The sequence below is a fragment of the Geobacillus sp. CAMR5420 genome (genome assembly GCF_000691465.1).
GTDB classification, from domain to species: domain Bacteria; phylum Bacillota; class Bacilli; order Bacillales; family Anoxybacillaceae; genus Geobacillus; species Geobacillus thermoleovorans.
The window spans coordinates 45785-67890 of record NZ_JHUS01000056.1; the positions used below are offsets into that span (position 1 = coordinate 45785).

The following is a 22106-nucleotide window of genomic DNA, read 5'->3' on the forward strand; positions in this document are numbered from 1 at the left end:
TCCTTTCCCCTCGGGAATTAAATCGACAGCTCTTTCGACAATGTATACATCCGCTGATCGACCGTATGTGTTTTCGCCAACGCTTCGGCAATGTCATGGTCAACGATTTGGTTGTTTTGAATGCCAACGCAGCGGCCGCCTTTGCCTTCAAGGAGCAGCTCGACCGCACGGGCGCCGAGGCGGCTCGCTAACACGCGGTCAAACGCCGTCGGCGATCCGCCGCGTTGCACGTGGCCAAGCACCGTCACGCGCGTCTCAAAGCCGGTCGCCTCTTGAATTTGCCGGCCGAAGTCGACGCCGCTGCCGACTCCCTCGGCGACGATGATGATGCTGTGTTTTTTGCCGCGTTCATGGCCGCGCTTCAAGCGAGCGACGATGTCGTCCATGTCGTAGTCCGCTTCCGGAATCAAAATCGTCTCCGCCCCTCCGGCAAGCCCCGACCATAGCGCAATATCGCCGGCATGGCGGCCCATCACTTCGACGACGTACGTCCGCTCATGCGACGTCGCCGTGTCGCGGATTTTGTCAATGGCGTCAATGACCGTATTGAGCGCGGTGTCAAAACCGATCGTAAAATCGGTGCCTGGAATGTCGTTGTCGATCGTCCCGGGCACGCCGACGCACGGGAAGCCGTGCTCCGTCAATTTTTTCGCCCCTTGATACGACCCGTCGCCGCCGATGACGACCAGCCCTTCAATACCGTGCTTTTTCAGCTGCTCGATCCCCTTTTTCTGTCCTTCTTCCGTCTTAAACTCCGGGCAGCGCGCGGTATAAAGGATGGTGCCGCCGCGATGGATGATGTCCCCGACGTCCCCGACTTCCAGTTTTTTGATATTGCCGGCGATCAACCCGGCATACCCGTGGTAGATTCCGTACACTTCCACCCCATGGTAAATCGCTTTGCGGACGACAGCGCGAATGGCCGCATTCATGCCCGGCGAGTCGCCGCCGCTTGTCAACACACCAATCCGTTTCATCATTTCCACCTCGTTTGCATCGAATTGCACACGTCCGACCTCATACGTCTTCTTGAACATCCCTAATGTACCATGAACGACAGCGGAACACAATATAGAAGCGATCGCTGAAACGGCTTACAAAAGTGGATTTTTTCACGATAGAACAAAGCTGTCCCGCGACGGAGACAGCTTTTTCCTTATCTTGCCCGAATCGTTTCCGGCAAAAACGACACTTGGCCCATTTGTTTAAATTTTTCATAGCGCTGCCGGACGAGCTCTTCGCCGTCAAGCGCCAACAGCTGTTTGAGCGAACGGCGCAGCACGCGGTCAATTTCTTTTGCCTGCTCGTCGGCGTTGCGATGAGCGCCGCCTTTGACTTCTGGAATGATTTCATCGATGACGCCGAGCGCCTTTAAGTCATGAGCGGTGATTTTCATCGTTTCCGCCGCCCGCTGCGCCAATGAGGCGTCTTTCCACAAAATCGCCGCCGCCCCTTCCGGCGAGATGACCGAGTACGTCGAGTTTTCAAGCATATGGATATGATTGCCGACGCCAAGGGCAAGCGCCCCGCCGCTTCCGCCCTCTCCGATGACGATGCAGACGACAGGCACCGTGAGCCCAGCCATTTCAAACAAGTTGCGGGCGATCGCCTCGCTTTGCCCGCGCTCTTCGGCCGCTTTGCCCGGGTAGGCGCCTTTCGTGTCGATAAAGCAGATGATCGGCCGCGAAAACTTTTCTGCCTGCTTCATGAGCCGCAACGCCTTCCGGTATCCTTCCGGATGCGGCATGCCAAAGTTGCGGCGCAAGTTTTCTTTCGTATCTTTGCCGCGCTGATGACCGATGACCGTCACGGGGAGTCCGTCGTATTTGGCGATGCCGCCGACGATCGCCTCGTCATCGCCAAAGCAGCGGTCGCCGTGGCACTCAAGAAAGTTCGTAAACAACCGCTCGATGTAATCGAGCGTCGTCGGCCGCTGCGGGTGGCGGGCGATTTGCACGCGGTCCCACGGCGTCAAATTCGCATAAATCTCGTTTTCCAGCTTGGCGAGGCGCGCCTCAAGCTTTTCGATTTCCGCCGATAAATCGACGTCCGCCGTTTTCATGAACTCTTTCAACTCTTGAATTTTGCGGCGCAGCTCGACAAGCGGCTTTTCGAATTCTAATTCCGCCACCATCCCTCTTCCCCTCCTTTTTGATGAAGATCCAAGACGACCGCAAGCGTTTCTTTCAGCTCGTGGCGGTGAATGACGGCATCAAGCTGCCCGTGCTTCAGCAAAAACTCCGCCGTCTGGAAATCGTTCGGCAGCTCTTCGCGCACCGTCTGCTCGATGACGCGGCGGCCGGCAAAACCAATGAGCGCCCCCGGCTCGGCAAAGTTATAATCCCCAAGCGAGGCGAAACTCGCCGATACACCGCCGGTCGTCGGGTGGGTCATGACGGAGATGAACAAGCCGCCGTCGTTGCTGAACCGTTTGAGCGCCGCGCTTGTTTTCGCCATTTGCATGAGGCTCAACACCCCTTCCTGCATGCGGGCGCCGCCGGAAGCGGTGAAAATGAGAAACGGCATCTGCTGTTCGCGCGCTCGTTCGACGGCGCGGGTGATTTTTTCGCCGACGACCGAGCCCATGCTGCCCATGCGAAACGATGAATCCATGACAGCAATGACGAGCCGATGGCCATAAAGCGCTCCTTCGCCGGTGACGACCGCCTCGTTCAGCCCTGACTTGCGCCGGTCTTCTTCCAGTTTTTCGATGTAGCCCGGAAAGCCGAGCGGATTGACCGAGATCATATCGGCGTCATACTCGCGGAAGCTGCCGTCATCAAGAAGGCTTGCAATTCGTTCACGCGCCGGCATCGGATGATGGTAGCCGCAGCTTAGGCAAACGCGCAAGTTTTTGATCAACTCTTTTGTATACATAATTTTCTTGCATTGCGGACATTTCGTCATCACGCCTTCCGGCACTTCATGCCTCGCTTGTTCTGAAGGCAGCGGTGCATACTTTTTCTTTTTCACAAACAAGTCTTTCCACACGAGGGAGCCCCTCCTTTGCGTTTTCGCCTCTCTACTACTTTATCGAAAATGGACATCATTGTTTGTCAAACGATGTCCGGCCCGTTTCGACAACGGCGAAGGCCGTTGCGCCTCCCAAATGGCGACAGTCTCCGCCGGATCTTGCCTTTCCAAAGCGGCGAGCAGCTGTTCATAACCGGCGTCGGCAAGGGGCGGATCGGGCGCAAACGAAGCGGCAAACCCCGACAGCACCCGCCAAATGCGGGCGAGCAAAACATTGCCAGCCGCTTCCACCACCGTCTCGAAAAACCGCGCGAAATCAATCGGTTTTTGACGAACGATTTTTTTCAACTCGTCTACGTCCTCCGCGCTCCGGCGCCGACACGCAAGGGCAAGCAACAGGCGCTCGATGAGCCATTTTGTTTCCGCCAAATCGGCCTTCGCCCGTTCGTTTTCCAACAAAAACATCGCCAACAGGTCGATCAGCTGGTGGCTGCCGACCTCACGCCTATACCTCCCCTCGCCGCGCCGCGTTTCAATCAAGCCGAGAAATTCAAGCGCCCGCAACGCCTCGCGCACCGATGAACGCCCGACGCCGAGCCGTTCGGCCAGCTCGCGCTCCGACGGCAGCTTGTCGCCAGGGGCTAAGTTGTCTTCCGCCATCATGCGGCGGATATGTTTCAACGTCTCGGCATACACGTTCTCCTCTTTGATACAATGACCCCTCTCCTTCGCTTCATCCACTGGTCTGACCACCTAATGGTTATACGATATAACAAAATAGCGAAATAGTAAAGGGTGACTTATTTGACAGCGACGCGCCCAGCACCGAATAGAGAGAGCAATTCGTCGACAAGCGGCGCGGTGAAGTCAACCGCATACCGTTCCGGCAGGCGGAGAAGCTTCCGCTTCGCTTCGTCGTATAAATAAACCGGAATGCTTCCGTGGTGTTGTTCGAGCAGCTGCTTCAACGCCGCAAGCCGCGGTCCATCCGATAGCGCATGGCCTGCGTTAATATACAGCGCTGACACGAGCAGGCGCTCGGCGCGGCGAATGATGAGCTGACGCCGTCCGCCGCGCACCTCAATCGTTCCGGCAAGCAATACAAACTGCCCTTCTTTCAATATGTCCGCCGCGCGGCGGTAAACGTTCGGAAACGCCACCGCCTCCAATTCCCCGCTCTCATCGCCGACGGTGAAAAACGCCATTTCTTCACCCTGCTTTGTTCTCGTTTTCCGTATGCGGACGACCGCTCCCCCGACTACAGTTGACGGACCTTGTACATCGGCAACACACACCGCCCCCGCCGCTTGCAGCAACGGGCGGCACACCGCCGCCGGATGCGGGGTGACGGCGAAGCCAAGAAACTCCGCTTCCCGCCGCCGCCGTTCGGACAAAGGCCACGAATGTGCGGCAGCATATTTCGGTTTTAACGACAGCCCTCCGGCTTGCAGCGCCTGAACCCATTGCGCATGTTCGATCGCAATGTCAATGCTGGCAAGAAGCGAAGCCCGATCTGCACCGAACTCGTCAAACGCCCCAACGGAAATGAGCGCCTCGAGCGCCGGGCGCCCGAGCCCTTTTGGCAGCAGGCGGGCAGCGAAATCAAAGAAGTCGGCAAACGGTCCGTTCGCTTTCCGCTCCTCGACAATCAGCTTCGCCGCAGAGCCGACTTGCTTCACCATCGCGAGCCCAAGGCGAATGGCGCTCCCCTCCACGGAAGAGCGAAAACCGCTTTTGTTGACCGACGGCAAAAGGACGTTGATCCCTTTTCGCGCCGCCTCCCAATAGTATACCGCCGCTTTTTCTCGGTCGCCGGAAGCATTGGTGAGCATGACCGCATAAAAACAAAGCGGGTAATGAGCTTTCATATACGCCATCGCATACGACAACAGCGCATAGCTGACCGCGTGGCTTCGGTTGAAGCCGTAATCGGCAAAGCGGACGATGTGTCGGTACAGTTCCTCGGCGACTGCTTTCGGATAGCCGTTCGCCACGCAGCCGGCGACAAACGCCTGACGCTGCTCAGCAAGCAGCGCTTTCTCTTTTTTCGCCACCGCCCGGCGAAGCACGTCCGCTTGTCCGAGCGAAAATCCGGCAAGCCGGGCGGCGATTTGCATAATTTGCTCCTGGTAGATCAACACCCCGTATGTGGGCGCCAAAATCGTCTCAAGATCAGGATGGGCATAGGACACCGGCTCTTCCCCGCGCTTGCGCCGGATGTAAACGGGGATCATTTGCATCGGCCCTGGCCGATACAAGGCATTGACGGCGACGACATCTTCCAATTGCGACGGCCGCAGCTCGGCGAGCACACGCTTCATCCCGCTTGATTCCAGCTGAAAAATGCCGTTTGTATCTCCAGCGCCAAGCAGCGCGTACGTTTTTTCATCATTGAGCGGCAGCGTGCGGATGTCAAACGGCTTTCCTGTCTGCCGCTCGATCAAACGCACGATCTGCTCGATCAACGTGAGCGTGCGCAAACCGAGAAAATCAATTTTCAGCAATCCAAGCGCTTCAAGCGCCCCCATCGCGTATTGCGTCAGCGGCCATTCGCCATGGCTTGGCTGCAGCGGCACGAAGCGAACGAGCGGCTCCGGGCTGATGATGACACCAGCAGCGTGGATCGACGTATGGCGCGGCAGCCCTTCCAGTTTTTGCGCAACAGCCAGCCACTCTCTCCCTTGCGGAACCGCTGCCACCGCTCGCCGAAAAGCGGCGGACTCGGCATGCCATTGGCGGAGCGTCACACTTTGTTTGCTCGGCAAGAGCGCCGCAACCTGTTCCGCCTCCCGCCCAGGGACGCCAAGCGCTTTGGCCGTCTCGCGCAGCGCCGCTTTGGCGCCGAACGTGCCGAACGTAATGATTTGCGCAACGCGGTCGCGCCCGTATTTATCCGCCACATAGCGAATCACTTCTTCGCGCCGGTCATCAGGAAAATCCAAGTCAATATCCGGCACCGACGCCCGCTCCGGATTTAAAAACCGTTCAAACAAAAGCCCATACTTGATCGGATCGACATCGGTGATCGACAATGCGTAGGCGACAAGCGACCCGGCCGCCGAACCGCGGCCCGGGCCGGTTAAGATGCCGCGCCGGCGGGCGTAGGCGAGCACATCGGCGACGATCAAAAAATAGTCGCTGAAATGAAGCGACTGAATCACATCCAGCTCATGCGAAAGCCGACGCCAGTAGCGCTCATCGGCCGACGGCACGCGTCGGGCGAGCCCTTGTTCCGATAAGCGGCGCAAATAACTGTCGGCCGTCTCTCCGTCCGGAACGGGATACGCCGGCAGCCGCCAGCCGCCAAACTCGATCTGCAACTCGCATTGATCGGCGATCGCCAGGCTGTTCTCGAGCGCCTCCGGCAAGTCCGCAAACCGGCGCGCCATCTCCTCTGGCCCCGCCAAATAGCGGCCGTTATCGTCCTCAATGTCAGCGAGCAGCGCGCCGCGGCCGATGGCCTGCAAGCAACGCCACGCCACGGCATCGCTGCGCTCCACGTAACGGACGTCGTTCGTCGCCACGATCGGGACGCCGGTTTCCTCCGCCAGCTGCAACAACCCGGCTTCATATGGGGCTCGCGTTTGCTCGCCGCGCTGAACGGCGACATACAGCCGTCCTGGAAACAGCTGATGATAGCGGCCAAGCGCCTCTTTCGCCCGCTCCCATTCGTCGGCGGCCACAAGCGACTCGACGCGTCCCTCGCTTCCGGGAGTGATGGCGATGATGCCGCCGCTTAAGCGCACAAGAGCGGCTTCCTCCATATGCTTTGTTTCCCCCATTTGTATCATGGTGCTGATTTCAAGCAAATGGCGATACCCCTCTTCATTGGCGGCCAACAGCACGAGCGGGAACGCTTCCTCCCCAGAAAGAGCGACATCAGCCGTCACGCCGATAATCGGGCGAATGCCGTTCTGCTTGCATTCCCGGTAAAACGGAATAGCGCCATACAACACATTCCGGTCCGTAAGCGCGAGCGCTTGATAGCCGAGCTGTTTCGCCCTCGCTGCAAGCGCCTCCACCGCCGCCGCACTTTGAAACAAACTGTATCCGCTCAACACATGCAAGTGGACGAACATCATGACCATCCCTCCCTCATCCGTGCGCTTGACGGGCGAAAACTTTTCTTTCGGCTACATACTCCGTCCACCCTATTGATATACATAGATAAGAGAGAAAGAAAGGGCGGGGAAACGCATGAACGAAAAAGCGGCCTTCTTGCCGGCGTTTATTCAAAGCTATTTTATCGCCGTCGGCGTGCTGCTTGGCGGCGCCATCATCGGCGCGCTCGGCGCGTTTTTGAGCGGCGGCCAGCCGCTGACGGCCATGTACCGATTTGCCGGCGATTTGCGCATTTGGGCGGTCGTCGCCGCCATCGGCGGGACGTTTGACACGTTTTACGTCGTTGAGCGAGGGCTGTTTTTAGGGGAAACGAAAGACATCGTGCGGCAATTTTTGCTCATTTTGTCCGCCATGGGCGGAGCACAGACCGGAGTGGCGATCATCACGTGGCTGACGCAGGAGCACATTTCGCCATGAGAATTCCTCCGTATTACCAATACCCGTCATGGCAGCGCTTTTTCGCCGGCGCGGCGATCGGAGCGCTCATCAGTTGGTTTGTCTTTTTGTATATGTTCGGCGTCTTGCAGGAAAAACAAGTGCAACACGTCAATGAGCTCAACGAACAGATCGCCGATTTGCAAAACGAAATTCGCATTTGGCAGGAAGACTATATTCATTACAATAAGGAAATGAAAAAAAAGCTGACCGTGCAGGACGTTTCCGTCCATCTCGCCAACGCCGAGCAATATAAACTTGATTCATACACGACGTTTCGCATTGAAGACAGCGTCAAAGAAGATTTGTCCCATTTGATTGCGAAAGATATCGAAACAGTGTACAACAGCCGCGAACTGATTGAGCGGGCAATTGAAAACAAAACGTATACGATCCACGAGAAGACATACCGGCTTGAACTTCACACACTCACGATCTTTACCTTGTTGGCCGTCGAAGTGAAACTGACGCCGCTTCCGTAGAGCGCGCCTTGCCGCCCCATTCCGCCGCGGTGGAGTGCCAAACAAGCGCGTCTTGCGGGAAAAGAGGGTGTCCCGAAAGCCTTCGGGACGCCTTCTCCTATCAACATGACGCTTCATTTGAAACAACAACTTTGTGACATACTCCCACCACCTACGCTTCGCTTAGAGGTGGGGGCTTCTCGGGTAATCCCATCTCATGATGGGAAGTTGACCGAGCGATCCCCGTGTGCCCCACGGTTTTACTGAAATTCACCTCCCACTTTCACTTCGTTTAGAAGTGGGAGACTTCTTTCGGAAAGATGTTAAAACCACCCGTTTCCGTCACCGCTCAGCCCGACAGACCGCTTTTACGTCTTCAATCACGCGATCCGCTTCCTCCCAAGAAGCAATGGACGCACCGGCTGCGAGCGGATGGCCGCCGCCGCCGTAGCGTTTGGCGACCACATTGATGACCGGCCCTTTGGAACGGAAGCGGACGCGGATTTCCCGTTCTTCCTCAATGAAAAACACCCAGGCGACAATGCCGTCAATATTGCCGAGCAAACTGACGAGCTGCGACGCCTCAAGCGGGGTGACGCCGTATTCCTCAAGCAGCGCCCGCGGCATTTTCACAGCCGCCACCCCTTCCTCGATCATAAAGTTCGACAACACATAACCGCTTAAGCGGGCGAGCGGCAAGCTCGTCTGATACAATCCGTCGTACAATTCCGTCAGCGAAAAACCGTACGAAATGAGCTCCCCAGCGTAGCGGAACGTTTTTTCACTTGTGCGCGGAAACAAAAAGCGGCCCGTATCGCCGACAATGCCGGCGTAAATGAGACGCGCCGCCTCAACGGTCATCGTCAACCCTTCCTCTTTCCCCGCCAAATAAAACTCATAAATCATCTCGCTTGTCGAACTGGCGGCGGTATCGACCCACATAATGTCGCCATACGGCGTGTCGTTCGGGTGATGGTCAATTTTAATGAGCTTTCGCCCGAGCCGATAGCGGCTGTCGCAAATCCGCTCCTCATTAGCTGTATCGCAGACGATCACGAGCGCCTGCGCGTACACAGAATCATCAATGACATCCATGTTCCGCAAAAACGACAGCGACGGATCGTCCGTTCCGACCGCGTACACCCTTTTTTTCGGAAACGACGCCCGAAGCAACGCCGCCAACCCGCCTTGCGACCCGTACGCGTCCGGGTCCGGGCGAACGTGGCGGTGGATGATGATCGTGTCAAATTCACGAATCGCATCAAGAATTTGTTGATGAACCGGTTTCATTCGTTCTTCCCCTTTAGTCACCTGTCATATTCAACCGCTGGCATTTTTCCCTGCTTCTATGTACAATGAAAAAAGAAATGAACAACGGAGGGACCCAACCATGCCAGCCTTGGTTATTTTCATTATATTTTCCTTTTCGTTTTACGTCTATTATAAAATCCGCTACGTCCGCTCCCATCGTCCGATGGAACGCCGCTTTCTCTCAGCGAAATCGAGCATGGCGCTTGGACTGTTCGTTGCCTTGTTCGGGATCAACCAATTGTTTTTGTATCAGACAACCGTGACCTATATCATCTGCGCCATTTTTATCGCCTTAGGCTTCGGGAGCGTTTGGGCCGGCTACCGCGCCTACCGCTGCTATCTGCCGCAGGCGGTCGAAGAGGCAAAGGAAGCGGCAAAACAAGGGTAATGCCGTTTGGCGTATGCGCCGGCCAACGATAAAGGAAAAGGATGTTCCCATAAGGAAGTGGACATCCTTTTTTTCCTTTACCGTTTATCGGTCGATCAGCTGGCACATCATCATGGCTTTGCCGACAAGATCGCCTTCGTTATACACTTCGACATCCACTTTCCCGAACTTGCGCCCGAGCTCTAAAAGCTTTGCCCGCACGTCGACCGTGCTGTCGATTTGCACCGGCTTGATGAAGTAAATCGTGATATTTTCCATCACCAAATCGCCGCGTTTGTACGCGCGAAGCATGCGCGCCGCCGCTTCGGTGACGATCGTCGTAAACACGCCGTACGAGAGCGTCCCTAAATAGTTCGTCATCTGCGGCGTGATCGTGCAGCGAAACAGCGTTTCTTTGTCGCCTGACTCACGAAACTGGGCGGTGATGAGATCATCGATCGTCTCCCCGACTTGCGGCTGGCGCTGCGCCATTTGCAGCGCTTTTAACACGTCTTGGCGGCTGATGATCCCTTGCAGCCGGTTATAGTCATCCACCACCGGGAGAAGCTCAATTCCTTCCCATACCATAATATGAGAAGCAAACGCCACTGACGTTTTTCCGTTCACCGTAATCGGCTGCTTCGTCATCACCTTTTCGATCGGCAGCTGCCGGTCGACATCCAGCACGTCTTTTGCCGTCACAACCCCTTGCACTTTCAGCTCATCATCGACGACCGGGAACCGGCTATGGCGCGTCTCTTTGTTCAACGCATACCACCGCTCAATCGGATCATGGACGCGCAAGTACGCTGTTTTGTCAAGCGGAATGAGAATATCCTCGACCAACACAATTTCTTTTTTGATGAGCTGGTCGTAAATCGCCCGGTTGATCATCGTCGCGACCGTAAACGTGTCATAGCTCGTCGAAATGATCGGCAGCTGCCGCTCATCGGCGAGCTTTTTCACGTGGTCGGCCGTGTCAAACCCGCCGGTGATGAGCACGGCCGCCCCCGCCTGAAGCGCCAGCTCGTGCGCCTTCGTCCGGTTGCCGACGATAAGCAAATCCCCTGCGCCCGTATAGCGCATCATCGCCTCCAGCTGCATGGCGCCGATGACAAAACGGTTGAGCGTCTTATGCAGCCCTTCACGTCCGCCAAGCACTTGGCCGTCCACAATGTTGACAACCTCGGCGTACGTAAGCTTCTCAATGTTTTCCTTCCGTTTCTTCTCAATCCGGATCGTGCCGACGCGTTCAATCGTGCTCACATACCCTTTGTTCTCGGCGTCCTTGATCGCCCGGTACGCCGTCCCTTCGCTTACGCCCATTTCCTTGGCGATCTGCCGGACAGAAATTTTCTCGCCGATCGGCAGCCGGTGGATGTATTCCAAAATTTGCTCGTGTTTTGTCGCCAACGGTTCTTCACCCTTTACGCATTGTTACCTCCATTATACAGGGCGCAGCGGCGGGGATTCAACGGTCGCGCCGGCCATCAGAAAGCGCCCTTCCCGAAGCGGGAAGGGCGCCTCTGTTACAGCTCGATGCTTTCCCCCGGTTTCAACGCGCGGCCGACGCCCGGCGGGAGGAGCGAGACGAACCGCTCGGGGTCTTGGGCGATCGGCGGGAACGTGTTGTAATGGATCGGCACGACGAGTTTCGCCCCGAGCCACTCGGCGGCGACCGCCGCGTCTTCCGGCCCCATCGTGAAGCTGTCCCCAATCGGCAAAAAGGCGACATCGATGTTATGGCGCTCGCCGATCAGCTTCATGTCGGAAAACAGCCCAGTGTCGCCGGCATGGTAGATCGTTTTGCCTTCGGCCGTGAACAAAATGCCGGTCGGCATGCCTAAATAAATGATTTGCTTGTCGTCCGTCACAAACCCGGAGCTGTGGAACGCCTGCGTGAACTTGACCGTGCCAAAGTCAAATTCGCGCGCCCCGCCGATGTTCATGCCAAACGTCTCGACGCCTTGCCAGCTTAAATACGTCGCCAGCTCAAATGTGGCCACGACAAGGGCGTTGTTTCGCTTGGCGATTTCAACCGTATCGCCGACATGATCCCCGTGCCCGTGCGTCAACAAAATGACATCCGCTTTCACATCCGCCGCGTTCAAATCGGTCGTCGTATTGCCGGTGATGAACGGGTCGATCAAAATCGTTTTTCCGTTCGTCTCAATGCGGACGACCGAATGGCCATGGTAGCTGATTTTCATCGTCACATCTCTCCTTTCCACTACACATGATTCGCCGCCGCCCATCCATTTCCTTCTTTTCCCGCCTGTCCATTTACAAACGGCCCGTTTCTTGATACGCTCAAAATGGACGATCACGAAAAAAGGAAGGAAGGGAACGATGAACCAACGGCTGCAAGCATTTTCCTCTTGGCTTCAACAACAACATAGTTCATTCGCCTTCATCACGTCAAGCGCCAACGTCTTTTATTTGAGCGGATTTCGGTGCGACCCGCACGAGCGGCTGCTGGCGCTTTTGGTTTTCCCTGACAGCGAGCCCGCGCTCGTCTGTCCGCAAATGGAAGCGCCGCGCGCCCGCCGGAGCGGCTTTGGGTATACGGTGATCGGCTACGACGACAGCACTGACCCGTGGAACGAGATCCGCCGCCATCTCGAAGCGCGCGGCATCAAGGCCGTCTCGATTGCCGTTGAGAAAAACGATTTGTCGTTCGCCCGTTTCGAGCGTCTCTCGGCATTGTTTCCAAACGCCAAGTGGCACGACGCCGAAGAAAAGCTGCGCCAGCTTCGCCTGATCAAGGATGAGCAGGAAATGAAGGTGTTGCGCCAGGCGGCAAAACTTGCCGACAAAGCGATCGAAATCGGCGTCTCGGCCATCCGCCCGGGCGTGACAGAGCTCGAACTTGTCGCCGTTATTGAATATGAGCTGAAAAAACTCGGCGTTGAAGGGATGTCGTTTCCCACGACCGTGCTCACGGGCGCAAAATCAGCCGATCCGCACGGCGTGCCGGGAACGGCGGCGGTCGCACCAGGCGATTTCGTGCTGTTCGATTTGGGCGTCATCGTCGATGGGTATTGCTCCGACATTACCCGCACCGTCGTCTGTCAGACGGCAAGCGACGAACAGCGGCTCATTTACGATACCGTTCGGCGCGCCCAGCAGGCGGCGATCGACGCCTGCCGCCCGCAAACCGCGATGAAGAAGATCGACCGCGCCGCCCGAAACGTCATCGAACAAGCCGGCTACGGAGACTATTTCACCCACCGCGTCGGGCACGGCTTAGGGATCGAGATCCACGAATACCCATCGCTTCATGGCGCCAACAACGAACCGCTCGCCCCCGGCATGGTGTTTACAATCGAACCAGGCATTTACGTCCCATCCATCGGCGGCGTGCGCATTGAAGACGACGTCGCGGTCACGGATCATGGGGTTGAGGTATTGACGTCGTTTTCGAAGGAGTTGATCATTGTTTAACATCTTTCCGAAAGAAGTCTCCCACTTTGAAACGAAGTGAAAGTGGGAGATGAATCTCGGTTGGCGTCAGCCAACGAATAGGATAGAATATGGCTAGAACGGACACCTTCGGAACGAAGGGAAGCGTAAAGGGTTCTTGTGTGTGGCTTACCGTTCGGCGAACACACACAAGTCGCTTGAAGCCCCCATCTCTAAGCGAAGCGTAGGTGGTGGGTAGTTCACCGAGAGAGGCCATTGGCAAAAGCTGTCCACCGGCCCGATCCCCAAGCCGATTCGGACAGCTTTGTTTTCTCATCGCCATCAAGGCGGCTCCATCTTCATGATTTCATCCCTGCAGCAACGAATGAACATCCGTATACGGCATGTTGTGCGCCGCCGCGACCGCTTCGTACACGATATGCCCGTCGAGCGTGTTGATCCCTTTTAACAGCGCCGGGTTATCCAAGCACGCGGCGCGGTAGCCTTTGTTGGCGATTTGCAAGGCGTATGGGATCGTGACGTTCGTAAGCGCGAATGTCGACGTGCGCGGCACCGCGCCCGGCATGTTCGCGACGGCGTAATGGACGACGCCGTGCTTGACGTATGTCGGATCGTCGTGCGTCGTGACGCGGTCGGTCGTTTCAAAAATGCCGCCTTGGTCAATGGCGACGTCGACCAACACCGAGCCTGGCGTCATCGAGCGCACCATCTCTTCCGTCACAAGCTTCGGCGCTTTCGCCCCCGGGATCAAGACGGCGCCGACGACCAAATCGGATTCGCGCACGCACTCGGCGATATGATACGAGTTGGACATCAACGTCGTCACTTGGTCGCCGAACAAATCATCGAGCTCGCGCAGCCGCTCGGCGTTAATGTCCAAAATCGTCACGTCCGCCCCGAGGCCGACCGCGATTTTCGCCGCGTTCGTCCCCGCTGTGCCGCCGCCGATGATCGTCACTTTGCCGCGCCGCACCCCGGGCACGCCGCCAAGCAAAATGCCTTTCCCGCCGTGCGGCTTCTCGAGAAACTGGGCGCCGACTTGCACCGACATGCGGCCGGCGACTTCACTCATCGGCGTCAACAGCGGCAGCGAGCCGTTCGCAAGCTGCACCGTCTCGTAAGCGATGCCGACCACTTTTTGCTCGACGAGCGCTTTCGTGAGCGCTTCGGCCGCGGCTAAATGCAAATACGTAAACAAAATCAATCCGGGGCGAAAATAGCGGAACTCCTCAGCCAGCGGTTCTTTCACTTTCAACACCATCTCCGCCGCCCAGGCATCTTCCGCTTTCGTCACGATCACTGCCCCGGCTTTTTCATATTCAGCGTCAGAAAACCCCGACCCAGCGCCGGCTTCCGTCTCCACATACACGTCATGCCCCGCTTTGACGAGCGTCATCACGCCTGCCGGAGTGATGGCGACGCGGTTTTCATTGTTTTTGATTTCTTTTGGAATGCCGATCTTCATCACTTTTTCCTCCTTTTTCCTTCCCGCTTCTTCTTTTATTGTGCCCCGTTTCGCGCAAAAGCAAACGAAAAAAGGAGGAGGCGCTGTTCTCAACGGAAAAGGTGGCGGTAAATGACGTTCGCTCCGCCGGTGACGTCAATGACGGCGCCGGTGATGAAATCCGAGTCGTCCTCGCATAAAAACGCGATCACGCGGGCGATATCTTCGCCAGTCCCCGGGCGTCCGACCGGCGTTTCCGCATCCCGCCTGGCGCGGGCGTCGGCGATCCCCGCCTCTTTCATGGCGCCGACAATATTGCCTGGGCACACCATATTGGCGGTAATGCCATATTCCGCCTCTTCCAGGGCGATCGTTTTCGTCAGCGATACAAGCCCGACTTTCGCCGCGCCGAACGCCGAACGGTGCACCCAGCCCGGGGCATCCGCCGCTCCTTGAAATCCGTACGTAATGATGCGGCCAAACCGTTGTTTTCGCATAATCGGGATCGTCCGCCTCACTAAATGGAAGACCGAGCTCAAATTGCCTTCAATCATTTCGTACCATTCGTCTTCCGTATAATCGGCCAGCTTTTTCCGCTCAAAAATGTACGGCCCTGCATTGTTGATGAGGCAGTCAATGCGGCCAAACCGCTCCATGGCGGCGTCCACAAGCGCCGCTAAATCGTTTTTGTCCGTCACATCTCCCTGCACAAACTGGAGGCGGTCAGCGGCGCCGCGGTACTTCTCGGCAAGCGAGCGCACCGCCTGTTCATCGCTCCGGTAGTTCACCGTCACCGAGTAGCCTTTATCAAGCAGCAGCTCGGTCACTTTTCTCCCCAATCCTTTCGCTCCGGCCGTAATCAAGGCGTGCCGCACCCTTCTCCCTCCTCGTCGCGATTTGCTGTCTCATTTTTACTTTACTACAAACCGGAGCGAATACAAAAAAATAACCATAACGCGCAGGCGCTATGGCTATTCGCCGACTTCGCGGCGCGGGTCGTAATACGATTCATCCTCGTCAACAATGCCGCTTTCATACGACTCGGTAATTTGCTCGGTGATCGTCCGCACTTCCTCCTCATCGTACTGCCAGTCGTTATACCGCTTTTCCATTGCTCTTCCTCCCCTGTTCACAAAATCTCAATATATGGCCTAGTTTCTCGTCAAAGGGCGATGGGTATACCATATATAGAGATAGCATTTTTCACCAAAGGGAGGGGAGAACATGACCATGACCTACCAAACGATCGTCGTCGCTGTCGATGGCTCGAAGGAGGCGGAATGGGCGTTCAAAAAAGCGGTTCAAATCGCCAAGCGCAACGGAGCGAAACTCATTTTGACCCACATCATTGACTTGCGCGGCTTTACGACCGTTGAAGCGCACGATTACGCCCTCGCCGAACGGTCGGAGCAATATGCGAACGAACTTCTGGAACGGTATAAAAACGAAGCCATCGCCGCCGGGCTCGACGATGTGGACATCGCGGTCGAATTCGGCTCGCCGAAAGTGAAAATCGCCAAAGACGTCGCTCCGAAATACAAAGCCGATCTCATCGTTTGCGGGGCGACCGGTTTAAACGCTGTCGAACGGCTCTTGATCGGCAGCGTTTCCGAAAACATCGTCCGCCATGCGAAATGCGATGTGCTCGTTGTAAGGACGCCGAAAGAATAATGTCTTCGTCACATGAAGCAGATGGACCGAAAAACTTCCTTGTCCGATGCGAAAACATGTGACGGTCAAAAAAGAACACCCCGCCGTTACGGGGTGTTTAGCTTTTCTTTCGCTTTTTCAAGCGCCGCCCGCACTTCGGCAAAACCGGTGCCGCCGGCGCTGTTGCGGCGGTTGACGGCCGTGCGCGGGTTCAAGGCGTCATAAATGTCTGCGTCAAAGAGCGGCGACGCCTCCTTATACACGTCAAGCGGCAAGTCGGCCAAAAAGACGCCTTTCTCAATGCAAAGCAGCACGAGCTTGCCGACGACCTCATGCGCCTCGCGGAACGGCATGCCTTTTGCCGCCAAGTAATCGGCAAGCTCGGTCGCGTTGGAAAAGTCCTGCTTCGTCGCCCGCTCCATCACGTCCGTGCGCACGTTCATCGTCTCAATCATACCGGTGAAAATTTTCAGCGACCCAATGACCGTCTTTACTGTATCAAACATGCCTTCTTTATCTTCTTGCATATCTTTATTGTAAGCAAGCGGCAGCCCTTTCATCACCGTGAGGAGCGCCATCAAGTGGCCGTACACGCGGCCGGTTTTGCCGCGGATGAGTTCGGCCATGTCCGGGTTTTTCTTTTGCGGCATGATGCTGCTGCCGGTCGCAAACGCATCATCCAGCTCAATGAACTGGAACTCTTGGCTTGACCAAAGAATCAACTCCTCGGCCAACCGCGACAGGTGCATCATGAGCATTGAACTGTTGCTTAAAAACTCGATGATGAAGTCGCGGTCGCTCACCGCATCGAGGCTGTTTTCGTAAATATCGGCAAAGCCCAAAAGCTCCGCCGTCCGATGCCGGTCGATCGGAAACGTCGTCCCGGCGAGCGCCCCGGCGCCGAGCGGCGAGCGGTTGATGCGCTTTTGCGACTCGGAAAACCGCTCATAGTCGCGCTCGAGCATCCAAAAATAAGCCAGCAGATGGTGGGCGAACGAAATCGGTTGCGCCCGCTGCAAATGCGTATATCCGGGCATGATCGTTTCGACATGCTTTTCGGCTTGAGCGACAAGCGCCCGCTGCAGCCCGCGGATGAGACTGAGAATCTCTTCAACGCGCTTGCGCAAGTATAAATGCATATCGGTCGCCACTTGGTCGTTCCGGCTCCGTCCGGTGTGCAACTTGCCGCCGACCGGGCCGATGTCGTCGATCAACATTTTTTCAATGTTTAAATGAATGTCTTCATACGCGACGGAAAACTCGAGTTCCCCCCGCTTCGCTTTTTCGAGCAGCCGCAGGAGTCCGCTCTTGATCTTCTCGACATCTTCCGCCGGCAAAATGCCGCATTCGCCAAGCATCGTCACATGGGCAAGGCTGCCTTCAATGTCTTCTTCAACGAGCTCTTGGTCGAATGGGATCGACGCGCCAAACTCGTCGACCCATTCTTCCGCTGTTTTCGTAAACCGTCCGCCCCAAAGCTTTTTCACGAATCTCGCCGCAGAGGAATGCGACTTCCTCCTTCCTTTCATGAAGTTCCCTTCATTTTCCTTCATTGGCCGGTCGGCACCGACGCCTTGTTTTGCTTGTTCACGATGCTGTTGACTTTCGTCGGCAGGCCGTACAGCGAAATGAATCCGACCGCCGCTTGATGGTCAAATTCATCTTCGGACGTGTATGTTGCCAATTTTTCATCATAGAGCGAGAACGGCGATTTGCGCCCTTCGACGATCGCATGGCCTTTAAACAGCTTCACGCGCACGACGCCGGTGACGTTTTTCTGCGTTTCTTTCAAAAACGCGACCAACGCGTCTTTCAGCGGTGAGAACCAAAGACCGTTGTAAATGACTTCGGCGATTTTTTGTTCGATGATCGGTTTGAAATGGGCGACTTCTCTCACCAATGTCAAGTCTTCGAGCTCTTTATGCGCTTTAATGAGCGTGATCGCCCCCGGGCATTCGTACACTTCGCGCGACTTGATGCCGACAAGGCGGTTTTCGACGTGGTCGATGCGGCCGACGCCATGCTTGCCGGCCAACGCATTCAGCTCCAAAATCAATTGCGCAAGCGGATACGCCTTCCCGTTTAACGTCACCGGCACGCCTTGTTCAAAGCCGATCTCGATGACATCCGGCACATCCGGCGCGTTCTCAAGCGAAGCCGTCAGCTCATACGCCTCTTCCGGCGGCGCCGCCCATGGGTCTTCCAAAATGCCGCACTCGTTGCTTCGTCCCCACAAGTTTTGGTCGATGGAAAACGGGCTGTCAAGGTCAACCGGAATTGGAATGCCGTGCTGTTTCGCGTATTCGATTTCTTCCTCGCGCGACCAGCTCCACTCGCGCACCGGGGCGATCACGTCCAAATCTGGATTGAGCGCTTTGATCGACACTTCAAAGCGCACTTGGTCGTTCCCTTTCCCCGTGCAGCCGTGGGCCACCGCCACCGCGCCTTCAAGCTCGGCGATTTCAACGAGTTTTTTCGCGATGAGCGGACGCGACAGCGCCGAAACGAGCGGATATTTCCCTTCGTACAACGCGTTCGCCTGCAAGGCGATGAGTGCATACTCGTTCGCAAACTCGTCTTTGACGTCGATCACGTACGATTTCATCGCGCCGACTTTGAGCGCTTTTTCTTTCACGAAATCGAGGTCTTTCCCTTCGCCAAGGTCCAAGCAGCACGCGATCACATCATATCCGCGCTCCTGGAGCCACTTGATCGCGACTGATGTATCTAAACCGCCAGAGTATGCCAGCACCAATTTCGGATTTGCCATGGTCGTTCTCCTCTCCTGTCACATAAATATACTTAAACATAAATAAATATTCAAATTTAATACATTATCACTTTATCAGCTTTCCCGTGATTTTTCAATACTTATTCAACAAAAAGAATAAAAATTCCTCACCGATATGCGGAAATGTTTCGTATAATAGAAAAAAAGGAGGCGGCAAGAATGAACGGCATCTTCATCGACGACAAACGGCTCGGCATCCGCCTGCCGCATCTGGACAAGCCTTGGGAGGACTACAGCCCAAACGAACAAGAGGCGATTTTACTGGAATGGGAAACGATCCGCGGCTTGATCCCCGACCGCATCGCCGAACTGGAGCGGGAAATCAACGAAAAACAAGACGCGCTCGGCCAAGAAGCGGATTTTGCGCGCTCGTGCCAGCTCAATGCTGACATCGCCGAGCTCGCTTCGATCGTCAACGATTTATGGATTTGGTATCGCATTGCTCCATCCGTTTCATCGCCGACACGGAAAAAAGCGGGTCGAAAAACCATAACACCCCATAACAAATGAGCGCCGATGCCGCTTGTCCCCTTTTTGAAGACGGCAGACAAACCATGCGGCCGCAACAATTTTGACGAGAAGATCGAGGATTGATGCGGCGGATTCCGTTGCGATGACAAAGGATACGCTGTCGCAAACGAAAGCTTTCTTGGCGATTGAAGAGGAGCACTCAAGCTGGAGAGCTCCTCTTTTTTCATTCTATCCCCTTTCTCAAACGATTTCCATTTATTATCCGCCAAAAATATATTGAATTTTATTTTTATTTCAATTATTATTGATTTGACTCCTTTTCACACAACGGAGGGATCAGACATGGCCAACCATCTATCACCCGCTTCTATCATTCAATCGTTTTCTTGGGATCAGGCATTCGCCCACTACGACGGCGATCCGCGCAGCCGGTTCAACGCCGCCCACGAAGTATGCGACCGGTATGCCGAGGATCCGAACCGCATTGCGCTGTTTTATGAAAACGCTTTAGGAGAGCAAAAAACGATCACCTATCGGCAATTGCGCGATTGGTCGAACCAAATGGCGAACGTGTTCCGCAAGCTGGGCGTGAAAAAAGGGGATCGCGTCTGCGCGCTGATGCCGAAAAACCCGGCCCTTGTCGTCTACATTTTGGCGGCTTGGAAAGTCGGCGCCGTGTATGTGCCGCTCTTTACCGCGTTTGGCCCGCAGGCGATTGAATATCGCATCAATCATTCCGAGGCGAAAGTCCTCTTGACGAACAAGGAACAGCGCGCCAAACTGCCGCCGCGGGACAACATGCCGACATTGGAGCACATTTTTGTCATTGACGGATCGTCTCATGATCAAGACCAGCCATTTTGGGAAACGCTTTCATCGATACCGACTGAGCACTCGATCGAAGAAACGACGGTCGACGATCTGCTCGCGATTCAGTATACGTCCGGCTCGACCGGGATGCCAAAAGGCGCCATGTGGCCGCACAACGTGCTCATCAACATTTATCCGTATATGCGCTATGCGATTGGCCTGCGCGATGACGATGTCTTTTTCGGCGGGGCGGATCCGGGCTGGGCGTACGGGCTCGTCTTTTGCACCTTTGCGCCGATGGCCTTTGGCGTGCCGATCGTCTTTTACGAAGGGCCGTTTAAGCCGGAAACGTGCTATTCCTTGATGGAAAAATACCGGGTGACCAATTTCGCGTACGCCCCGACCGCGTATCGGGCGATGGCGGCGGCCGGCGCGGACGTCATTCGCCGCTATCAACTGAACGTGCGCGCCATGAGCTCAGCGGGCGAACCGCTCAATCCGGAAGTCATCCGCTTTTTCCAAGAGCACGTGGGCGTTACGATCCACGACCATTATGGCTTGTCGGAAACGTTGATGCTGATCGGAAACTTCAACGCCGCCGAGATGGAAATCCGGCCAGGCTCGATGGGATGGCCGCTGCCGGGCTTTGACGTGGCCCTGCTCGATGAGAATGGAACCCCAGTCGCCGACGGCGAGGTCGGACAAATTGCCTTTAACACCGACTCGATCCCGAACGTCTTTAAGGGGTATTGGAAAGACCCTGAAAAAACCGCCGAGCGGCTCGTCGGCAAGTGGTTTTTGACCGGCGATTTGGCGACAAAAGACGAAGACGGGTATTTCTGGTTCCAAGGACGGGCGGACGACATCATCTCGAGCGCCGGCTACCGCATCGGGCCTTTCGAAATCGAAAGCTGCCTCCTTGAGCATCCGGCTGTCGTCGAAGCAGCCGCCGTCGGGAAGCCGGATCCCGTCAAAGGGGAAATCGTCAAAGCGTTTGTCGTGCTCAGAGAAGGCTTTGCGCCGTCGGACGAGCTGGCCGACGAGCTGTCCTTGTTCGTCAAAACGCGCTTATCCAAGCATGAATACCCGCGCGAAGTCGAATTTGTCGCCGAACTGCCGAAAACGCCAAGCGGAAAAATCCAGCGGTTCATCCTGCGCAATCAAGAGCGGGAAAAATGCATCAAGGCTTGATGAATGAAAGAGGATGCCCGCAGCGGGCATCCTCTTTTTCGCTTATGTTCTCTTTTCGTCAACGCGGCGCCCTATCCTTCCGAATCTCCCGCACGACATGCCCAAGCTCCGGCAAAATGAGCTTCGTCATCGCGAGGCGCACGGCGCCGGTGGAGCCGGGAGTGCAAAAGACGGCGGTGTCCATCGCCACGCCGGCGACAGCGCGCGACAGCATGGCGGCCGGGCCGATGTCTTCGGTGTAGCTTAAGAAGCGGAACAGCTCGCCAAAGCCGACGAGTTCTTTCTCAAGCAGCGCACCGACCGTTTCGATCGTCACGTCGCGCTTGGCGATGCCGGTGCCGCCGTTCGTGAGCACGGCATCGACATCGGCGCGGCGGCAGCCGTCAAGCACTGCCTCGCGAATGGCGTCCGCTTCGTCTTTGACGATCTCATAGCCGACGACCTCATGCCCGGTTTCCGTGAGCAGCTCGATCATCAGCCGGCCGCTTCGGTCGGTTTCCTCCGTTCTCGTGTCGCTGACGGTGATGACTTTGCAGCGGACGGTTTGGGGGGCTTCTTGTTTATGTTCGGTCGTGCTCATCCGTTTATGATCCCCTTTCGTTTCTTTATCTCTATCGTACACAATGGAAATACGGTTCGCAAACCATTTGTATCATA

The 22106-nt window shown here is 56.1% G+C and carries 21 protein-coding genes; 7 read left to right on the forward strand and 14 right to left on the reverse strand.

Translation table 11 applies throughout. The annotated features are described in order from the left end of the window. Positions 1-17: 17 nt before the first annotated feature. From pfkA to dnaE, 5 genes are all read right to left on the reverse strand, one after another. Positions 18-977, reverse strand: coding sequence for a 6-phosphofructokinase (gene pfkA / locus DI44_RS03370; RefSeq protein ID WP_025039132.1), 960 nt, complete (start codon positions 975-977; stop codon positions 18-20). A 179-nt stretch (positions 978-1156) separates the two neighbouring features. Continuing rightward, positions 1157-2134 carry an acetyl-CoA carboxylase carboxyl transferase subunit alpha gene (gene accA / locus DI44_RS03365; protein WP_011232215.1) on the reverse strand — a complete coding sequence of 326 codons (978 nt, stop codon included), beginning with the start codon at positions 2132-2134 and terminating at the stop codon, positions 1157-1159. Further along, complete coding sequence (gene accD, locus DI44_RS03360; RefSeq protein WP_021322130.1) at positions 2119-2991, reverse strand: acetyl-CoA carboxylase, carboxyltransferase subunit beta; 873 nt, start codon at positions 2989-2991, stop codon at positions 2119-2121. The genes accA and accD overlap by 16 nt, the downstream gene beginning before the upstream one ends. Positions 2992-3030: 39 nt before the next feature. Then, positions 3031-3714 (reverse strand): GntR family transcriptional regulator, encoded by a 684-nt coding sequence (locus DI44_RS03355; protein ID WP_031206364.1) that lies wholly within the window; start codon positions 3712-3714, stop codon positions 3031-3033. Positions 3715-3773: 59 nt separating this feature from the next. Continuing rightward, complete coding sequence (dnaE, locus tag DI44_RS03350; protein ID WP_021322128.1) at positions 3774-7055, reverse strand: DNA polymerase III subunit alpha; 3282 nt, start codon at positions 7053-7055, stop codon at positions 3774-3776. 115 nt (positions 7056-7170) lie between these two features. Between dnaE and DI44_RS03345 the strand changes: the two genes are divergently transcribed. After that, the gene (locus tag DI44_RS03345) at positions 7171-7512 is read left to right on the forward strand and encodes a YtrH family sporulation protein (protein WP_011232219.1); all 342 of its coding nucleotides are present in this window, start codon (positions 7171-7173) and stop codon (positions 7510-7512) included. Further along, entirely contained in the window at positions 7509-8012 is a 504-nt protein-coding gene (ytrI, locus tag DI44_RS03340; protein WP_033025973.1) for a sporulation membrane protein YtrI, read from the forward strand. The genes DI44_RS03345 and ytrI overlap by 4 nt, the downstream gene beginning before the upstream one ends. A 321-nt stretch (positions 8013-8333) precedes the next feature. Here ytrI and DI44_RS03335 read toward each other — a convergent pair whose 3' ends face one another. After that, positions 8334-9281, reverse strand: a complete 948-nt coding sequence (locus tag DI44_RS03335) for a bifunctional oligoribonuclease/PAP phosphatase NrnA (protein WP_021322126.1) — start codon at positions 9279-9281, stop codon at positions 8334-8336. Positions 9282-9381: 100 nt separating this feature from the next. Here DI44_RS03335 and DI44_RS03330 point away from each other — a divergent pair, with 100 nt between their 5' ends. Beyond that, positions 9382-9690, forward strand: a complete 309-nt coding sequence (locus DI44_RS03330; RefSeq protein WP_013144507.1) for a YtpI family protein — start codon at positions 9382-9384, stop codon at positions 9688-9690. Between the two features lie 84 nt (positions 9691-9774). On the opposite strand, the gene DI44_RS03325 is transcribed toward DI44_RS03330, so the two are convergent. Continuing rightward, positions 9775-11082, reverse strand: coding sequence for a CBS domain-containing protein (locus DI44_RS03325; RefSeq protein ID WP_011232223.1), 1308 nt, complete (start codon positions 11080-11082; stop codon positions 9775-9777). A 116-nt stretch (positions 11083-11198) separates the two neighbouring features. Then, complete coding sequence (locus tag DI44_RS03320) at positions 11199-11879, reverse strand: metal-dependent hydrolase (protein ID WP_021322125.1); 681 nt, start codon at positions 11877-11879, stop codon at positions 11199-11201. A 139-nt stretch (positions 11880-12018) separates the two neighbouring features. On the opposite strand from DI44_RS03320, the gene DI44_RS03315 reads away from it, so the two are divergent. Beyond that, positions 12019-13113, forward strand: coding sequence for a Xaa-Pro peptidase family protein (locus tag DI44_RS03315; protein ID WP_021322124.1), 1095 nt, complete (start codon positions 12019-12021; stop codon positions 13111-13113). 325 nt (positions 13114-13438) lie between these two features. Here DI44_RS03315 and ald read toward each other — a convergent pair whose 3' ends face one another. The 3 genes from ald to DI44_RS19235 form a co-directional block, all read right to left on the reverse strand. Then, the gene (gene ald, locus DI44_RS03305) at positions 13439-14557 is read right to left on the reverse strand and encodes an alanine dehydrogenase (protein ID WP_025039130.1); all 1119 of its coding nucleotides are present in this window, start codon (positions 14555-14557) and stop codon (positions 13439-13441) included. A gap of 89 nt (positions 14558-14646) precedes the next feature. After that, complete coding sequence (locus DI44_RS03300) at positions 14647-15411, reverse strand: SDR family oxidoreductase (RefSeq protein WP_013144502.1); 765 nt, start codon at positions 15409-15411, stop codon at positions 14647-14649. A gap of 96 nt (positions 15412-15507) precedes the next feature. After that, entirely contained in the window at positions 15508-15648 is a 141-nt protein-coding gene (locus DI44_RS19235) for a hypothetical protein (RefSeq protein WP_011232228.1), read from the reverse strand. A gap of 112 nt (positions 15649-15760) precedes the next feature. Between DI44_RS19235 and DI44_RS03295 the strand changes: the two genes are divergently transcribed. Further along, positions 15761-16207 carry a universal stress protein gene (locus DI44_RS03295; protein WP_014196536.1) on the forward strand — a complete coding sequence of 149 codons (447 nt, stop codon included), beginning with the start codon at positions 15761-15763 and terminating at the stop codon, positions 16205-16207. A gap of 86 nt (positions 16208-16293) precedes the next feature. Here DI44_RS03295 and argH read toward each other — a convergent pair whose 3' ends face one another. Both argH and DI44_RS03285 read right to left on the reverse strand, forming a co-directional pair. Further along, the gene (argH, locus tag DI44_RS03290) at positions 16294-17673 is read right to left on the reverse strand and encodes an argininosuccinate lyase (protein ID WP_033025974.1); all 1380 of its coding nucleotides are present in this window, start codon (positions 17671-17673) and stop codon (positions 16294-16296) included. Positions 17674-17735: 62 nt separating this feature from the next. Beyond that, the gene (locus DI44_RS03285) at positions 17736-18956 is read right to left on the reverse strand and encodes an argininosuccinate synthase (protein ID WP_014196538.1); all 1221 of its coding nucleotides are present in this window, start codon (positions 18954-18956) and stop codon (positions 17736-17738) included. 180 nt (positions 18957-19136) lie between these two features. Here DI44_RS03285 and DI44_RS03280 point away from each other — a divergent pair, with 180 nt between their 5' ends. Next, entirely contained in the window at positions 19137-19487 is a 351-nt protein-coding gene (locus DI44_RS03280) for a hypothetical protein (RefSeq protein WP_014196539.1), read from the forward strand. Between the two features lie 303 nt (positions 19488-19790). Beyond that, a complete protein-coding gene (locus tag DI44_RS03275; protein WP_033025976.1) occupies positions 19791-21449 on the forward strand; it encodes an AMP-binding protein in 1659 nt (552 codons plus the stop codon). Positions 21450-21507: 58 nt separating this feature from the next. On the opposite strand, the gene DI44_RS03270 is transcribed toward DI44_RS03275, so the two are convergent. Continuing rightward, positions 21508-22029 carry a MogA/MoaB family molybdenum cofactor biosynthesis protein gene (locus DI44_RS03270; protein ID WP_033025977.1) on the reverse strand — a complete coding sequence of 174 codons (522 nt, stop codon included), beginning with the start codon at positions 22027-22029 and terminating at the stop codon, positions 21508-21510. Positions 22030-22106: the final 77 nt, after the last annotated feature.

Bases quoted from the DNA above. Each gene is read 5' to 3' on its own strand.
- pfkA (WP_025039132.1), bottom strand. From the start codon at position 977: ATGAAACGGATTGGTGTGTTGACAAGCGGCGGCGACTCGCCGGGCATG.
- accA (WP_011232215.1), bottom strand. From the start codon at position 2,134: ATGGTGGCGGAATTAGAATTCGAAAAGCCGCTTGTCGAGCTGCGCCGC.
- dnaE (WP_021322128.1), bottom strand. From the start codon at position 7,055: ATGATGTTCGTCCACTTGCATGTGTTGAGCGGATACAGTTTGTTTCAA.
- DI44_RS03345 (WP_011232219.1), top strand. From the start codon at position 7,171: ATGAACGAAAAAGCGGCCTTCTTGCCGGCGTTTATTCAAAGCTATTTT.
- ytrI (WP_033025973.1), top strand. From the start codon at position 7,509: ATGAGAATTCCTCCGTATTACCAATACCCGTCATGGCAGCGCTTTTTC.
- DI44_RS03335 (WP_021322126.1), bottom strand. From the start codon at position 9,281: ATGAAACCGGTTCATCAACAAATTCTTGATGCGATTCGTGAATTTGAC.
- DI44_RS03330 (WP_013144507.1), top strand. From the start codon at position 9,382: ATGCCAGCCTTGGTTATTTTCATTATATTTTCCTTTTCGTTTTACGTC.
- DI44_RS03320 (WP_021322125.1), bottom strand. From the start codon at position 11,879: ATGAAAATCAGCTACCATGGCCATTCGGTCGTCCGCATTGAGACGAAC.
- DI44_RS03315 (WP_021322124.1), top strand. From the start codon at position 12,019: ATGAACCAACGGCTGCAAGCATTTTCCTCTTGGCTTCAACAACAACAT.
- ald (WP_025039130.1), bottom strand. From the start codon at position 14,557: ATGAAGATCGGCATTCCAAAAGAAATCAAAAACAATGAAAACCGCGTC.
- DI44_RS19235 (WP_011232228.1), bottom strand. From the start codon at position 15,648: ATGGAAAAGCGGTATAACGACTGGCAGTACGATGAGGAGGAAGTGCGG.
- DI44_RS03295 (WP_014196536.1), top strand. From the start codon at position 15,761: ATGACCATGACCTACCAAACGATCGTCGTCGCTGTCGATGGCTCGAAG.
- DI44_RS03285 (WP_014196538.1), bottom strand. From the start codon at position 18,956: ATGGCAAATCCGAAATTGGTGCTGGCATACTCTGGCGGTTTAGATACA.
- DI44_RS03280 (WP_014196539.1), top strand. From the start codon at position 19,137: ATGAACGGCATCTTCATCGACGACAAACGGCTCGGCATCCGCCTGCCG.
- DI44_RS03275 (WP_033025976.1), top strand. From the start codon at position 19,791: ATGGCCAACCATCTATCACCCGCTTCTATCATTCAATCGTTTTCTTGG.
- DI44_RS03270 (WP_033025977.1), bottom strand. From the start codon at position 22,029: ATGAGCACGACCGAACATAAACAAGAAGCCCCCCAAACCGTCCGCTGC.